We start from the raw sequence: 15,029 nt of genomic DNA, 5'->3' as shown, positions 1-15,029 counted from the left end.
GCCGATCGCTAGACGGCCCCTTGGCGGAGAACCCGTTTCGTGGGGGCCGCGCCGTGGGTCCAGGCAAACGCGAGCGATCGACCGGGCAGCACTGATGCCCCCGATCCGGTGGCCGTGGTAGCGATCCATGGCCAGCACCACAGGGGCGGCCGCCGGCCTTCGTGGACAAGGATCGCCTGGCCGCGATATACGCGATTCCGAGCCGCCAATACGGCGAAACCGCTCAAGGCGGCTACGCGGGCTCTTCGAGGGGCAGAAGCGAAATGGCGCGCCCGACAGGATTCGAACCTGTGACCCCAGCCTTCGGAGGGCTGTACTCTATCCAACTGAGCTACGGGCGCGTGATGAGATCGAGACGATCGCGGCCTCATGGCCCCAGCAACCGCCCAGTGACAGCCGCCCTACGATCTCTCGGACGGCGCAGTCTACAACCTCGGGCGAGCGGAGTCCAGATTCAGCGCGCTGGTGCCGGACGCGCGGCGGCGCCCGGGCACCAAGGAACGGCGCGGAAACGACCGATACAAGCACATGGAAGACAAGACACTACGAAATGCGCGAAAGTCGCGAAAAAATGGCAGATTCCCCCGCGTATATTCTGCCTTTTCGCGTGTTTCGCGTGTTTCGCGTGTTTCGTAGTTTAAGAGAGGATGCGCCGGTTGTTCTTGAATCGTCACTGAGCGCGTCGCCGGGGCCAGCCCGCGCACGGCGCGGCTGTCAGGTCCCGAGCAGGCCGCGCAGGTTGGCGAGGTGGGCCTGGCCGCGACTCTTGCGCTCCTCGGCCGGGACCTCGCGCCGATCTTCCCATTCCAGGGCCTCGGACGGCAGCTCGGCGAGGAAGCGGCTCGGCTCGCTGTCGACGACCTCGCCGTAGCGGCGACGCCGGCGGGCGTAGGTCAGGGTCAGCGTGCGCTGGGCGCGGGTGATGCCGACGTAGGCCAGGCGCCGCTCCTCTTCGATCGTGTCCTCCTCGATCGCGGTGCGGTGCGGCAGCAGCTCCTCCTCCATGCCGACCAGGTAGACGTGCGGGAACTCCAGGCCCTTCGCGGCATGCAACGTCATCAGGTGGACACGGTCGCCACCCTCCTCCTCGTCGCGCCGCTCCAGCACGTCCATCAGCGTCAGGTGACTGACCATCTCGGGGAGGGTCTTCTCCTGGAGCTCGCCCCGGTTCAGGGCCTCGAGCCAGTCGATGAGGTCCTGGACGTTCTCCATCCGCCGCTCGGCGACCTGCGGGCTCGAGGACTGCTCGCGCAGCCAGTCGGCATAGCGCATCGCGTCGATCAGCTCGCGCACGGTCGCCACCGGGGCCGCCTCGGCCCGCCGGGCGAAACCCTCGAGCCAGGCGGCGAACTCGGCGAGGCGCCGCCGCGGGCGCTCGCCCAGGTGCTCGGCGAGGCCCAGTTCGGTGCTCGCCCGCAACAGGCCAACGCCGCGCCCGGCGGCATAGTCGGCGAGCCGCTCGAGCGTGGTCGGGCCGATCTCGCGGCGCGGCGTGTTGACGACGCGCAGGAAGGCGGCATCGTCGTCCGGATTGGCCAGCAGCCGCAGGTAGGCCATCGCATCCTTGACCTCGGTGCGGGCGAAGAAGGAGGTGCCGCCGCTCAGGAAATAGGGAATGCTGTGCTCGCGCAGGGCCTTCTCGAACAGGCGCGCCTGGTGGTTGCCGCGGTAGAGGATCGCGCAATCGCCGAAACGTACGCCGTCGCTGAAGTGGCGGTGCAGGAGCTCGGCGACGACCCGTTCGGCCTCGTGCGTCTCGTCGCGACAGGGGATGACCCGCGGGACCTCGCCGGGGCCGTGCTCGCTCCACAGGCGTTTCTCGAAGATGTGCGGGTTGTTCGCGATCAGGGCGTTGGCGAGGCCGAGGATGCGGCCACTGGAGCGGTAGTTCTGCTCCAGCATGATGACGGTCAGGTGCGGGTAGTCCTCCTTGAGGCGCGCCAGGTTCTCCGGGCGGGCACCGCGCCAGGCGTAGATCGACTGGTCGTCGTCGCCGACGACGGTCAGCGCCCCGCGCGGCCCGACCAGCTGGCGCACCAGCTCATACTGGGCACCGTTGGTGTCCTGGTACTCGTCGACCAGCAGGTAGCGGATCCGCTCCTGCCAGGCGTCGCGCATCGCGGCGTCGGTGCGCATCAGGCGCACCGGCAGTCCGATCAGGTCGTCGAAGTCGACGGCGTTGTAGGCGCGCAGGCTGCGCTCGTAGCGCCCGTAGAGATCCGCCAGCAGTGCCTCGTAGTCGTCCTCGGCGCGGGCCAGCGCCTCGCCCGGGTCGATGAGGTCGTTCTTCCAGCGCGAGATCCGCGCCTGGACGATGGCCGGGCTGGTGCCGTCGCTGCGCCGGGTCTTCTGGAGATGCTCCTTGAGCAGGGCCTCGGCATCCTGCGCATCGAACAGCGAGAAGCCCGGCCGCAGGCCGGCGCGCGCGGCCTCGCGGCGCAGCAGTTGGAGGCCCAGCGTGTGGAAGGTCGAGATGAGCAGGCCGCGCGCCTCGCGCCCGCGGACCTGCTGGGCGACCCGCGCCTTCATCTCCCGGGCCGCCTTGTTCGTGAAGGTGACGGCGCACAGGTGCCGCGGCGCGATGCCGCAGGTGCCGATCAGGTGGGCGATCTTGCGGCTGATGACCCGTGTCTTGCCCGAGCCGGCCCCGGCGAGGACCAGCAGCGGCCCCCCGGTATGCAGGACGGCCTCCCGCTGGCGTGGATTGAGGGCGGACATGGCGATGGCCCGGACGGCTTGCCCCGGCATCCGCTGCCGGACGCCGAAGGGCCGCTCAGGACTTGGCGACCATCAGATAGAGGACGTAGAGGAAGGGCACCGTCGCGGTGATGCCGAAGATGTTCCAATACCAGCACAGGCGCCAATAGGAGGCCGGTATCGTACCCGTGACCGCGAACTCTCGCGCCTGACGGGCCTGCACGACCTGGATCGGGACCAGCACGAACAGCCAGACGACCCCGATGCCGTAGAACCAGACCTGACTCCAGAAGAGCCAGCCGATGCCGATCGGATCGAGGTTGCCGACCACCGTCATGCCATAGCCGCCGACGATGATCAGGACCGCGCCGCCGGCCGTGAAGGCCCAGTCCGTCCAGGTCACGAGCCGCTGCGCGAAGGAGACGACGGCCGGGTCGCGGGTACCGTCGGCGTAGACCTTCCAGATGAAGGTCACGGTGACATTGCCGACCAGGATGATGACACCCAGGATGTGAATCGTCTTGAAGAGGAAGTAGGTCACGGCAGTCTCGCTGAAGCGCCGGCCCGCCCAGCACTGCGCGCGGCGCGAATCACAGCCCACCCGTCAGGGGGTAGTACGACGAAACGGGAGGGTGCCTCCGCGCTCCCCTCGATGAAGCTCGCCCGCAGGCCCGGGCCGGGCACTGGCGTCGAGGCCGTCGCGACCCGACCAGGCCCCGGGGATTCGTGCGCCACTCAATCCGACGATGTCGCGGTGTCATCCCAGGGGACGTACCCGGCCTCGGCCTGGAGGTTCGGCTTCACGACCTGCCAGGTCGAGAGCCCGATCATGACCAGTGCAATCACGACCAGACTGATGATGTCCTTGCCGAAGGTGCGGCTCTTGATCGCGAAGAAGATGGCGATCAGGAGGAGCAGGGAACCGACACCGAAACCCGCGATCGTCGTGATGGTGGTAAGCATGTGTTCAGTCTCTCCGAATCGATGCCGACATTGGCGTGAAAATGCGCCCCAGGCGCGCCTCCTAGCCCCCGGGAAGAGGACCGGGATGAAAAAAACGTCGTATGATACCGCCGTTCTTCCCCTCGGGGCGACAGGAAAGCCGGTCCGACCCTGACCGATCGGTTCTCCGGCCTCTTGCGGGATGGTTGAACGGTTGCCAGTCGATCCGCGTCGGGGTGCGCTGGGCGAAGCCCCGCCCCTCGGGGACCATCGCGCGGCCTTCGTGCGGCTGAGGCCGCACCTGCACCGAATCGCCCAGGCGATCACATACGAGATCGGCTCAGGCCGTAGGTGGGGTTGGCCCCCGCGGCGTAACCCGACAGCCGGCCACGCCACCCCCGCCGAGACCGATGTCGGCTTGCGGCGCGCACGGGCCGGTGCCCGTCTTGGCGACCGGCGCACCCAACCCGCGCGGCGCGGCTGCCCGCCGATAGGGCCGGCCCGCCGGCGATTGGCCGCCCGGATCGTCCGCGCGCCACCGCCCCGCTAGCGCTAGAGATCGGCCCGGCTGTCGATCTTGCTCTCCGACAAGCCGCGCAGCACGCCCCGGATGGTCTGACGACAGGCCTCCTCGAGATCGCGGGACTCCTTGCCCTTGCGCACGGTCGCGAAGAACTTGGCCAGCTTCTTCTGCTGATCCGTCGCGAGCTCCTCGGTGAAGGCCTTCCTCGTGGGCAGCTCCCGGTCCGGCACGCGATTCGGGGCGTCCTCGTCGGCGGCCTGCCGCCCATGGGACCAGTTCATCGCCCGTGCGCAATAGAGCAGGATCCGATCGAGGAGGACGAAGGGGAAGCGCGGATTGGTCACGGGCCCCATCGAGATCCGCTCGATGCCGATCGCCTTCTGGATGTCGATCTTCGCCAGCGCGGCGCCGCCGAAGACACCGAGGGCGCCGCCGGTGGCCGCCCCGAGCAGGGCTGCCGCGCCGAGCGTCGTGCCACCGAAGGAGAGGTCGAGGGTCGCGCCGGTCGTCGCCCCAGCCGCGGCGCCGACCAGCGCCAACTGGCTGCGCGACAACCCGAGGGCCTGGCCGACCTCCTCGGAAAAGAGGTCCTTCTGCAGGATCGACTCGGGCGAGATGTTCCAGACATTGTGTCGGAAATGGCCGCGTACCTCGTCCTGGGCCTTGGTCTCGAGCTTGCGCAGCGCATCCTCGAACGACTCGGTGAGCTTGGCCTTGATCGCCTCGCGCTCGACCGCCGAGCCGCGGTCCTTGACGTCGACGATCTCGGTCACCCGCAGTGCCATGGCCTCCTTGAGGAGGCCGATGATGGTCGTCACCGTCTGGTCGATGCGCCGGTCCCAATCGCGGGCGAAGGTCTCGATCGTCTCGTCGATGCGGTCTTCCCAGCGCTGATCGATGGTCTTCAACGCCGCCATCAGGCGCATGCGCTCGTCGTAGGTCGCCCGGTGGGCGTTGAACTCGCGCACCGCGTTGAAGGCCTTGTTCAACATGTCCTGCCACTGATCCATGTAGTCGGTGACATTGGTCGTGTTGTTCAGGATCGCCATGCGCGGCCGCCCGGTCAGGCGCAGCAGCTCGATCTCGGCGCGGTCCTTCTCCTTGATGCGCTTGGAGCCGTCGACGACGAGGATGATCGCGGCACCCTCGGCGACCGGTCGCAGCAGCGTGCAGTCGTGTACGTACAGCGGATCGGCGCAGTGCAGATCGACGAAGGCGCGGGCCAGATCGGGTTCATCGGGATGGGCCTGGAACCACTCCAGGATGAAGCTCGGGTTCTGGAAGCCGGGGGTGTCGATGAACTCGACGACCGTCTTGCCATCGATGACGACCGGATAGTGATCGGCGGCGGTCGTCGTGCCGGCACGCTTGTCGATCTGGATGCGGTCGTTCTCGGTCAGGGTCGCGACGACGGACGACTTGCCCGCGTTCGGGTGCCCCATGATGGCGAGTATTGGTGTTGTCGTAGCGGCCATTAACGCACTCCATTGGCGGACGGTGCCAGCATCTCGAGACGCAGATAGGGATCCCCCATCTGGTCGATCTTGCGCTGCCAGTCCAAAAAGTCGAAATCGCTCAAGGGTCGCAGTCGATCCTCGGCATCGGCATCCCCGACCAGCATCAGGACGATCTGGCCTTGGGTGCCGACCGCCGCGCGCAGCTTGCGCAGGAAGCCGAGGCTCTCGGTGATCGGCGGCTGCGTGCCGTCTTCGATCAGCACGACACGGGGCGGGGGCGATTGCCAGCGCGCCCCCTCTACCGTCTCGATGGCCCGGTTGGTCATAACGCTGCTCCCGCCGAAGATGCAGGACACCGCGACCCGCCAGCCGGTATGCTGTCGCAGCAGGCGCTCCAGGCGCTCGCGATCCGCCGCCTCCAGCACTTCGTCGACGTCCACATGGATCATCAACAGACAGGCATCGAGCGGGATGCCGCCGCCCGTGGCGGCCGGCTCGGCGACGCTCGGGGCCGCCGGGACGGACGCGACGCTCGGGGCCGCCGGGATCGCCATCTCGGGGCCGACGCCGCTGCCCGTCTGGGCCGTCTCCAGGCTTGGCGTCACCAGGCGGGCATAGAGCCCCTGGGTACGGGCATGGGTGAAGGGCAGCGAGGCGAGCGCACGCCGTTGCGCCCAGACCGAGGCACCGAGCAGCGCCAACCGCGGCAGCAGGCCGTAGGTCACGAGCGAGAGGATGAGAAACAGGCCCCAGGAGCGCAGATCCTCGGCATGGAGGATGAACAGCGGATCCTTCAGCACGATCCGCGAGCCGGCGATCTGATCCAGGCTCGGATAGCCGACGCCCTCGCCGAAGAACGGGCTCCAGGGCAAGGCGATGAGCCGGGCGATCTCGTAGATGGTCCGGGGATCGACGTGCAGCGACGAGCCCCAGCCGAAGGCCAGGTCCGTGAACCACTCCAGCGAGACAGTCGCCAGGATCGCGCCGACGTTGAAGGCGACCCCGAACACCTGCGCCGGGATCAGGAGCGGCAGATAGGAGGCCGAGCCATAGAGGGCATGGTGCGAGCGGAACAGTCCCTGCTTGGCACCTGCCTTGTCGCGCACCTCGCGCGACACGTGCCCGAGGCGGGTGCGTTGCACCCAGCGCGCCGCTTGAGCGAACAGCGGCGCGATGATGCGCGAGAGCAACGAGAAGTCCTCCATGACCGAGCGCATCGGCCCCGAGCTGCGCGCCAACCAAACGGCCGCCGTGAAACCGGCGAGGAACAGCTGCAGGAGTACCAGCAGCGAGATGAACCAGCCGACGTTGACCGGCCGCTGGCCGTCGTAGCTCAGCAGCGCCGAGGCCATGCCGATGCCGGCGAGCAGGCCGACGGCCCCGAGGCCCAGGATCACGAGCCGTTGGCCGCGGGCGAAGGTCTCACCGGGCAGGAGGCCGCGCAACTGCGGGTCTTCGATGCCACGCCGCGCCTCCAACCAGAGCCGCAATGCTGCGCTGCGATGCTTCGGCGTATGCTCCTTCTGACCCGCCGTCGCGTCCTTGATGCCGCCCAGATAGAGGGCGCGGTCGCGCTCGGCGAGCTGTTTCCGCAGGCCTGGCTTCTCGCGCAGGGCGCGCTCGTCCTCATCGACGTAGTAGTCGAAGTCGATCAGGTCGGCGACCGTCCAGCGGACATCGCCGGCGGCCGGCGGAGCGGTGGAATTGGTGGAATAGAGGGGACTGGGAGCCATGGACCTATTCGAAAAGTTCAGGAACAGACCGGTCTACAGAGCGTCGCGGCTGGCGGCTCTGCGGCGATGCCAGGGCTGGGAGGGCGCAAGGTATACCGGGATCTGAAGTTCATTCAACGCGCGACATCGCCCGAGCGGGGGATCGCCGCACAGGCCGCGCACGACACGATTGATCGCAGTATACCGAAAAGGTGCGGCAGCGGCATGCCCAGCAGGGCCGCGCGACGGGAGTCCCACCGCCCCCGGCGCGCCCCCTCCCGATCGCGTGCCGCGACCAACGTCATCAACGACTTCGAGACCGAGGGACCATGTACAAAGGCGAGCGGTTCAACAGCATCACGCACCTGGTCGGGGCCGCCCTGGCGCTGGCCGGCGGTGCCGTCCTCATCACCCTGGGTGCAGTCGACGGCGACCTGCGCAAGATCGTCAGCTTCAGCGTCTACGGCGCGACCCTGTTCCTGCTCTATCTCTTCTCGACCCTCTACCACAGCCTCTCGGGCCGAGCCAAACGCGTCTTCCGGGTGCTCGACCACCAGGCCATCTACCTGCTGATCGCCGGCACCTATACCCCCTTCACGCTGGTGGCACTCGGCGGTGCGACCGGCTGGTGGCTGTTCGGCGCGATCTGGAGCCTGGCCGTCGTCGGCATCGTCCTCGACGCCCTGCCGCTGCCCGGACCGCGCATCGTGCCGATGGTCATCTATCTGGTCATGGGCTGGCTGTGCCTGTTCGCCCTCGACGCGGTGATCGCCGCCCTGCCACCGGCCGGGTTCCACTGGCTCCTCGCCGGCGGCCTCTTCTACACCTCCGGCATCGTCTTCTACGCCCTTGACCACCGCTACCGCTGGTGCCACGGCATCTGGCACCTGTTCGTCCTGGCCGGCAGCGTCTGTCACTATTTCGCGATCGCCCTCTACTTCTGAGCGTCGACCGACGGCGCCCGCAGGCCCGCGAGGGAACCCGAACGGCGCCGCGCGGTCTGTTGCGCTGTTTTCCCGAATTACCACACGCACCACGAGGTACCCATGATCGAGGTCCGAGAGCTCAGTCGCCGCTACGGCGACCTAAAGGCGGTCGACAGGGTCTCTTTCCAGGTGGGTCGAGGCGAGATCGTCGGCCTGCTCGGCCACAACGGCGCCGGCAAGACGACGATCATGAAGATGCTGACCGGCTACCTGGAGCCGAGCGCCGGGGAGATCCTGATCGACGGGCTCGACATCGCCGCCGAGCGACGCGCGATCCAACGGCGTATCGGCTACCTGCCCGAGAACTGCCCCCTCTACCCCGAGATGACGGTCATCGATTACCTGGATTACCGGGCCGCCCTGCAGGGGGTCGCCCACGCCGAGCGCCCGGCGGCGATCCGCGAGGCGATCGCGCGCACCGCGCTCGAGACCAAGGCGACCGTCCCGATCGCGACCCTCTCGCGCGGCTTCCGCCAGCGCGTCGGGGTCGCCCAGGCAATCCTGCATCGCCCGGCGCTGCTGATCCTCGACGAGCCGACCAACGGCCTCGACCCCTCGCAGATCGAACACATGCGCAGCCTGATCGCGGACCTCGCCGAGCGGGCGACGCTGCTGATCTCGACCCACATCCTCCAGGAGGTCGAGGCGGTCTGCGACCGGGTCCTGATCCTGCGCGCCGGGCGCCTGGCCCTCGACGCGCGGCTCGCCGAGCTGCGCGCGACCCACCGCCTGCTGGTGACCCTCGACCGCCCGCCGACCGAGGCCGCCGGACGCCTCGGCGGGCTGACGGGGGTGAGCGCCTGTGCGCCGCTCGATGACAGCGCCGCGGCGGGCCGCTGGCGCTACCTCCTCGACACCGCCGACCCGGACGCCGCCGCGCCGCAGGTAGCACGCTCGATCGCCGAGGCCGGCTGGTCGCTCTACGGCCTGCAACGCGAGGAGCGCAACCTCGAGACCCTGTTCCGCGAGGTCAACGCCCACCCGGAGGCAGCCCATGTCTGAGACCCTCCAGATCGCCCGCAAGGAGCTCACGGGCTACTTCGGCTCGCCGGTCGCCTACCTCTTCATCGGCGCCTTCCTGGCCGCCGTGCTGTTCGTCTTCTTCTGGGTCGAGACCTTCTTCGCCCGCAACATCGCCGATACCCGCCCGCTCTTCGACTGGATGCCGCTGCTCTTGATCTTCCTCGTCGCGGCGTTGACGATGCGCCTGTGGAGCGAGGAGCGCCGCGCCGGCACGTTGGAGACCCTGCTGACCCTGCCGGTCTCATCGCTGAAGCTCGTGCTCGGCAAGTTCCTGGCCGCGCAGGCCCTGGTGACGGTGGCGCTCGCCCTGACCCTGCCGCTGCCGATCACGGTCGCGCTGCTCGGCCCGCTCGATTGGGGCCCGGTCATCGGTGCCTACCTCGCGACCCTGCTGCTGGCTGCCGCCTACATCGCGATCGGGGTCTTCATCTCCAGCCGCACCGACAACCCGATCGTCGCCCTGATCGGCACGGCGCTCGTCTGCGGCCTCTTCTTCCTGCTCGGCGCGCACGCGATCACCGCGTTCTTCGGCCACCAGGGCGCCGAGATTCTCGAGCGCCTCGGCAGCGGCTCGCGCTTCGAGTCGATCTCGCGAGGCGTGCTCGACCTGCGCGACCTGTATTTCTATCTGAGCGTCGTCGGCGTCTTCCTGGCCTTGACCGTCTACAGCCTCGAACGGCTGCGCTGGGCCAAAGATAGCCAACGCACCGAGCGCCACCGCCGCTGGGGGCTGATCACGACCCTACTGGCCGCGAACTTCATCGCCGGCAACCTGTGGCTCCAGCCGCTCGGCTGGGCGCGTGTCGACCTGACCGAGGGTCGCGTCTACTCGATCTCGCAGGCGACCCGCAATTACCTCGACCAACTCCAGGAGCCGCTCCTGATCCGCGGCTACTTCAGCGCCCGTACCCACCCGCTCCTCGCGCCGCTCGTCCCGCAACTGCGCGACCTGCTGCGCGAGTACCAGATCGCCGGCGGCGGGCGTGTGCGCGTCGAGGTCGTCGACCCGCTCGCCGATCCCGACCTGGAGCGCGAGGCCGGCGAACGCTACGGCATCCGCCCCGTCGCCTTCGAGACGGCCGACAAGTACCAGGCCAGCGTCGTCAACTCCTACTTCGACATCGTCGTGCAGTACGGCGACCGCTTCGAGCACCTCGGCTTCGCCGACCTCATCGAGGTCAAGGGCCGCGGCGAGGGCGAGCTCGACGTGCGCCTGCGCAACCCCGAGTACGACCTGACCCGCACGATCAAGAAGGTCCTCTACGGCTATCGCGGCGGCGGCGACCTCTTCTCCGGCCTCGACGCACCTGTCACCCTCCACGCCTACCTCTCGCCCGCCGAGCGGCTGCCGGAGCCGCTGCCGGGACTGGTCGAGGACCTCGAGGCCGCGCTGGAGGAGCTCGCGCAGGCCTCCGACGGGCGCTTCCGCTACAGCTTCGAGGACCCGGATGCCGGCGACGGCGCCCTGGCCAAGGAGATCGGCGAGCGCTTCGGCTTCCGCCCGCTCGTGCTGAGCCTCATCGATCCGCAACCCTTCTGGCTCAGCTTGGCGCTCGTGTCCGGCGACCAGGCCATCCCGGTCCCGCTGCCCGAGGACACGACCAAGGCGGGCCTCAAGCGCGCGATCGAGGCCGGCCTCCGTCGCTTCACGCCCGGCTACCTCAAGACCCTGGCCCTCTACACCCCGCAGGGCCCGAGCGCCTACCCGGGCATGAACGGGCCGAACGACTTCGCCGTCCTCGAGACGACCCTCGCGGAGGGCTTCAAGGTCACCCGCACGGACCTGGGCGACGGCCGCGTGCCGAACGATGCCGACCTCCTCGTCGTCGTGCAGCCCGAGGCGTTCGGCGCCAAGCAGGTCTTCGCCGTCGACCAGTTCCTGATGCAGGGCGGCACCGTGCTGATGGCGGCCTCGCCGTATCACATCGACCTCGAAGCCAACAGCATCTCGGCGCAGCCGCAGGAGACCGGCCTCGAGGACTGGCTCGCGCAGATGGGCGCGACGCTCGCGCCGACCCTGGTCCTCGACCCGCAAAACACGCCGTTCCCGATCCCGGTCCAGCGCGACCTCGGCGGCTTCGTCATCGAGGAGATCCGCAGCCTCGCCTATCCCTACTTCCCCGACATCCGCGGCGACGGCCTCGCCGAGGAGGGCCCGACCGCCGGCCTCGGCCAGCTCACGCTGAACTGGGCCTCGCCGATCGCGCTCGCCGAGGACAAGCATCAGGGACGCCAGGTCATCGAGCTCCTGAAGAGCTCGCCACGCGCCTGGACCAGCGACAGCCCCCAGATCCAGCCGGACTTCGACGCCCACGGCCCGCTCGGCTTCCCGGTCGGCGAGGCGACCGGCCGGCAGCTCCTGGGCGTCGCGATCGAGGGCCGCTTCCGCTCGGCGTTCGCCGGTGAGCCCTCGCCGCTCCTCGCCGCCGAGCCTGAGGCCGACGATGACAAGACCGAGACCGACGACGAGGCGGCCGAGCCCGCGGCACCGGTCTTCTCCGGCGTCGTCGAGACCTCGCCGGGCTCGGCGCGGCTGATCCTCATCGGCTCGGCGAGCTTCCTGACCGATGCGGCCATGTCGCTCGCCAGCCAGGCGACCCAGACCATCTACACCAAGCCGGTCGAGCTGATCCAGAACGCCGCCGACTGGGCGTTGGAGGACCGCGGCCTGCTCGCGCTGCGCGGCCAAGGCCAGTACTCGCGGCTCCTGGAGCCCCTGGGGCAGGAGGGCCGGCTGTTCTGGGAATACCTCAACTATGCGCTGGCCCTGGCCGGGCTCGGCCTGATCTACCTGGCGCACCGCGCCGCGCGGGCACGCCGGCGGGGCTTCTACGACCTGGTCCTCGACGGCGGGAGGGATTGAGCGATGCACGCGACCCATTCTGTGACCGAACCTGTCACCGCCGACCACGGCCGGCCTCGGGACGGCAGGCCTCGGGACGGCAGGCCGCGCCCCAGTCCGACGGTCCCGATCCTCGCCCTGGTCCTGGCCCTCCAGCTCGGCCTCGCGCTGGTCCTCTCGCTCGGGCGGGGCGGCCTGACGGCGAGCCCCGAGACCCCGCTCCTCGCCTTCGAGCGGACCGCCATCGACCGGCTGCACATCGAGCACACGGGGGCCGAGCCGCTGACGCTCGAGCGCCGCGACGGGCGCTGGGTGATCGCCGACCTCGAAGGCTTTCCGGCCGCCGAGGCCAAGGTCGACGGCCTGATCGAGCAGCTCGCCGGCCTGCGCAAGCGCCTGCCGGTCGCGACCTCGGCGGAGGCGCAGGGGCGCTTCAAGGTGGCCGACGAGGGCTTCGAGGGCCGCCTCCAGATCGGCCAAGGCGAGGACACCCTCGCGACCCTCTACCTAGGCGATGCCGCCGGCTTCCGGCGCCGGTACGTGCGGGCCGGTGACGACACGGCCATCTACGAGGCCGACCTCGGCCCGGCCGACACCACGACCCGGGCCGACGACTGGGTCGATCGCGCCTGGCTGCACCAGGACCTGCGCGACATCCAGCGCATCGAGCTACCGGAAGTGACGCTCGCGCGCGCCGAGGACGGCGACGGCTGGCTCCTCGGCGAGGCCAGTGACGGCGAGCAGCTCGACCAGCGGGCCGCCGAGGACCTGGCGAGCGAGCTCGCGTTACTGACCTTCACCCGCGTGCTCGGCACCGAACCCAAGGCCGAATACGGCCAGGACACGCCAGTCGTCGAATGGCGGCTCGCGCTGGCCTCGGGCGAGACCGTCGGCTACCGGCTCTCGCGGTTCGCCAAACCGGACGAGCAGACCGAGGCCGACGCGGCCCAGGCACGCTACGTCCTCAAGGTCGCCGAGGAGCCCTACTTCCTGCAGCTCCCGACCTACGCCGCCGAGCGCCTGATCGGCGCGACCCGGGCGAGCCTGCTCGTGCCGCCGCCGGCAGCGGGAGGGGACGGGGCGTCCACGACCGCGGACGACCCAGCGCCCGAGCCTGAGGCCGCCGAGGCACCGGCGACCGAGACCGACTGAGGCCCAGACGCCGTCCCCACCCACCGCAGGGGCGCGCCATGGAAGGCGCGCGGCGCCGGCCCCTCGCGTCAGCCGACCGCCGGGACGAGCGGCGGCGGGGTCGTCTCGACGAGCGGCGCCCGCGACCCGGGGGCGAGCCACAAGGCCTCGCCGTTCTTGCGCTTCATCCCGAGCACGGCCGTACGCGGCAGCCCGCGGGCGTGACGGGTGATGACATCCATGACCCAGCCGTGGGTGATGACCAGGGCCCACCGCCCGAGATTGCGACCGGCGATCTCCTCGAGCGCGGCGATGACCCGATCGGCGAAGTGGTCCAGCGACTCGCCGGCATCGAAGTGGCAGGCCGGATTGCGCCGCACGATCTCCTCGTGCAGCCCCGGGTGCAGGATCGCGAGCTCCGCCTTCGCCATCCCCTGGAACGACCCGAAGTGACGTTCCTTCAACCCCTCGTAGACGCGCGGGGTCGCGAGCCCCCAGGCCTCGGTGAGGATCTGCGCGGTCTCCAGACAGCGCCGCAGCGGGCTCGCGCAGACCTCGGCGAAGCCGGCGCCGGCGAGCTCGCGGGCCAGCGCCCGGGCCTGGGCTCGACCGCGATCGTTCAGTGGCACGTCGGTCCACCCCTGCAGGACCCCGGTGGCATTCCAGTCCGTCTCGCCGTGTCGCACTATGCAGAGCCTGGTCGCAGTCGTCATCGCGCCTCTTGCCGGTGGCGGCGTCGCCATCGATCGCCGAGCGCGAACGGTCGCACCCTCGGCCACACGACGCAACACCCAACGACCCCCGGCCCTGACCGAAGGGCACCGCACGGGATCCGGGCACCGGCGATCGGTCGGGGGACGACGGCTCGCCGGCTCCGACGATCGCGATCGACAGGATTGCACATGCGAATAGATCTTAATATGATCTTGGCCACTGCCTCCTCGCCGAAGCGGAACGCCCCATGATCGAGATTCGTCACCAGGTCCCCGGACGGCTGCGGCTCCACGTCCCTGTCCTCCATCGCAATGCCGGCCTCGCGACCCGCATCGTCGCCACGCTGCGGGCCGACGCAGGCGTCGACCAGGCCAGGGCTAACCCGGCCTGCGGCAGCCTGGTGATCCAGTTCGACCCGACGCGCTGGACCGGCCCGGCGATCGAGGCGCGACTGCGCGGCCTACTGCAACAGGCCGGGGCACTGCCCGCGGCGGCGGTTCGGCCAGCCTTGACCGTTCAGCCACCGCGCCTGCGGCCGGGGCCACAACCCATCCAGCGCCGCACCCCGCCACGACCGTCGCGCACCCTCTCCCGCGCCGCCGTGCGCACGAGCCTCGCCGATCGACTCGGCCTGCGGCCGACGATCGCGCCACCGGAGGCGCCCTCGCTCCTCTGCCGTGTCAACCTGCGGATCACCCGCTGGATGCTCCGCACCTCGCTGCGCGCCTGGTGGCATGAGCAGGCCGCCGAGACGGCGACCAGGGGCGCCGAGCGCGCGGCTCAGCCGAGCCTGAGCGCGGCCTGGGCCTACCAGCTCTCTCAGCCGCTCCTCAATGGGCCGACCGGCGAAGGGCCGCAAGGGGTGTCGCGACCGCCGGCGCTCGGCCAGCGCCTCGCCGGCTGGTGGCGCCAACTCGCGGCGCCGACGCCGCGCCTGCTCGACGCCTCGGGCGACCGCATGGCCTAGCCTAGCGCGGCACCACCCGCCCCAAGCCCCCGCTA

General features: G+C 69.7%; 11 protein-coding genes and 1 tRNA gene. 5 read left to right on the top strand and 7 right to left on the bottom strand.

What is annotated here, in order from left to right:
- Nucleotides 1-264: 264 nt before the first annotated feature.
- From CKO41_RS13950 to CKO41_RS13925, 6 genes are all read right to left on the bottom strand, one after another.
- Nucleotides 265-341, bottom strand: a tRNA-Arg gene (locus CKO41_RS13950).
- Between the two features lie 373 nt (nt 342-714).
- The gene (gene rep, locus CKO41_RS13945; RefSeq protein WP_200382754.1) at nt 715-2,718 is read right to left on the bottom strand and encodes a DNA helicase Rep; all 2,004 of its coding nucleotides are present in this window, start codon (nt 2,716-2,718) and stop codon (nt 715-717) included.
- A gap of 55 nt (nt 2,719-2,773) precedes the next feature.
- Entirely contained in the window at nt 2,774-3,238 is a 465-nt protein-coding gene (locus CKO41_RS13940; RefSeq protein WP_200252025.1) for a DUF2269 family protein, read from the bottom strand.
- 194 nt (nt 3,239-3,432) lie between these two features.
- A complete protein-coding gene (locus CKO41_RS13935) occupies nt 3,433-3,660 on the bottom strand; it encodes a hypothetical protein (protein WP_200252027.1) in 228 nt (75 codons plus the stop codon).
- A 531-nt stretch (nt 3,661-4,191) separates the two neighbouring features.
- Entirely contained in the window at nt 4,192-5,637 is a 1,446-nt protein-coding gene (locus tag CKO41_RS13930) for a GTPase/DUF3482 domain-containing protein (protein WP_200252029.1), read from the bottom strand.
- Nucleotides 5,637-7,352, bottom strand: a complete 1,716-nt coding sequence (locus CKO41_RS13925) for a DUF2868 domain-containing protein (RefSeq protein WP_200252032.1) — start codon at nt 7,350-7,352, stop codon at nt 5,637-5,639. Before CKO41_RS13925 ends, CKO41_RS13930 begins: the two co-directional genes overlap by 1 nt.
- Before the next feature lie 308 nt (nt 7,353-7,660).
- Here CKO41_RS13925 and trhA point away from each other — a divergent pair, with 308 nt between their 5' ends.
- The 4 genes from trhA (at nt 7,661) to CKO41_RS13905 (ending at nt 13,334) form a co-directional block, all read left to right on the top strand.
- On the top strand, nt 7,661-8,275 hold the full coding sequence (trhA, locus tag CKO41_RS13920; protein WP_200252036.1) for a PAQR family membrane homeostasis protein TrhA: 615 nt from the start codon (nt 7,661-7,663) through the stop codon (nt 8,273-8,275).
- Between the two features lie 102 nt (nt 8,276-8,377).
- Nucleotides 8,378-9,319 carry an ABC transporter ATP-binding protein gene (locus CKO41_RS13915; protein ID WP_200252040.1) on the top strand — a complete coding sequence of 314 codons (942 nt, stop codon included), beginning with the start codon at nt 8,378-8,380 and terminating at the stop codon, nt 9,317-9,319.
- Nucleotides 9,312-12,203 carry a Gldg family protein gene (locus tag CKO41_RS13910; RefSeq protein WP_200382752.1) on the top strand — a complete coding sequence of 964 codons (2,892 nt, stop codon included), beginning with the start codon at nt 9,312-9,314 and terminating at the stop codon, nt 12,201-12,203. Before CKO41_RS13915 ends, CKO41_RS13910 begins: the two co-directional genes overlap by 8 nt.
- A gap of 21 nt (nt 12,204-12,224) precedes the next feature.
- Nucleotides 12,225-13,334: a DUF4340 domain-containing protein gene (locus CKO41_RS13905; protein WP_200382750.1), complete on the top strand. Its 1,110-nt coding sequence runs from the start codon at nt 12,225-12,227 to the stop codon at nt 13,332-13,334.
- Nucleotides 13,335-13,402: 68 nt separating this feature from the next.
- On the opposite strand, the gene CKO41_RS13900 is transcribed toward CKO41_RS13905, so the two are convergent.
- Entirely contained in the window at nt 13,403-14,026 is a 624-nt protein-coding gene (locus tag CKO41_RS13900; RefSeq protein WP_200255470.1) for a histidine phosphatase family protein, read from the bottom strand.
- 248 nt (nt 14,027-14,274) lie between these two features.
- On the opposite strand from CKO41_RS13900, the gene CKO41_RS13895 reads away from it, so the two are divergent.
- Complete coding sequence (locus CKO41_RS13895; RefSeq protein ID WP_200382748.1) at nt 14,275-14,994, top strand: HMA2 domain-containing protein; 720 nt, start codon at nt 14,275-14,277, stop codon at nt 14,992-14,994.
- Nucleotides 14,995-15,029: the final 35 nt, after the last annotated feature.

Origin of the sequence: Thiococcus pfennigii (genome assembly GCF_016583835.1) — a bacterium.
GTDB classification, from domain to species: Bacteria; Pseudomonadota; Gammaproteobacteria; order Chromatiales; family Chromatiaceae; genus Thiococcus; species Thiococcus pfennigii.
Note: the sequence above shows the minus strand (reverse complement) of the source record. Positions and strands in the feature narration are given on the sequence as shown.

What these genes read in the sequence shown, in the direction of transcription:
- CKO41_RS13930 (WP_200252029.1), bottom strand. Translation starts at nt 5,637, where the DNA reads ATGGCCGCTACGACAACACCAATACTCGCCATCATGGGGCACCCGAAC.
- CKO41_RS13925 (WP_200252032.1), bottom strand. Translation starts at nt 7,352, where the DNA reads ATGGCTCCCAGTCCCCTCTATTCCACCAATTCCACCGCTCCGCCGGCC.
- CKO41_RS13935 (WP_200252027.1), bottom strand. Translation starts at nt 3,660, where the DNA reads ATGCTTACCACCATCACGACGATCGCGGGTTTCGGTGTCGGTTCCCTG.
- CKO41_RS13915 (WP_200252040.1), top strand. Translation starts at nt 8,378, where the DNA reads ATGATCGAGGTCCGAGAGCTCAGTCGCCGCTACGGCGACCTAAAGGCG.
- CKO41_RS13895 (WP_200382748.1), top strand. Translation starts at nt 14,275, where the DNA reads ATGATCGAGATTCGTCACCAGGTCCCCGGACGGCTGCGGCTCCACGTC.
- rep (WP_200382754.1), bottom strand. Translation starts at nt 2,718, where the DNA reads ATGTCCGCCCTCAATCCACGCCAGCGGGAGGCCGTCCTGCATACCGGG.
- CKO41_RS13900 (WP_200255470.1), bottom strand. Translation starts at nt 14,026, where the DNA reads ATGACGACTGCGACCAGGCTCTGCATAGTGCGACACGGCGAGACGGAC.
- trhA (WP_200252036.1), top strand. Translation starts at nt 7,661, where the DNA reads ATGTACAAAGGCGAGCGGTTCAACAGCATCACGCACCTGGTCGGGGCC.
- CKO41_RS13910 (WP_200382752.1), top strand. Translation starts at nt 9,312, where the DNA reads ATGTCTGAGACCCTCCAGATCGCCCGCAAGGAGCTCACGGGCTACTTC.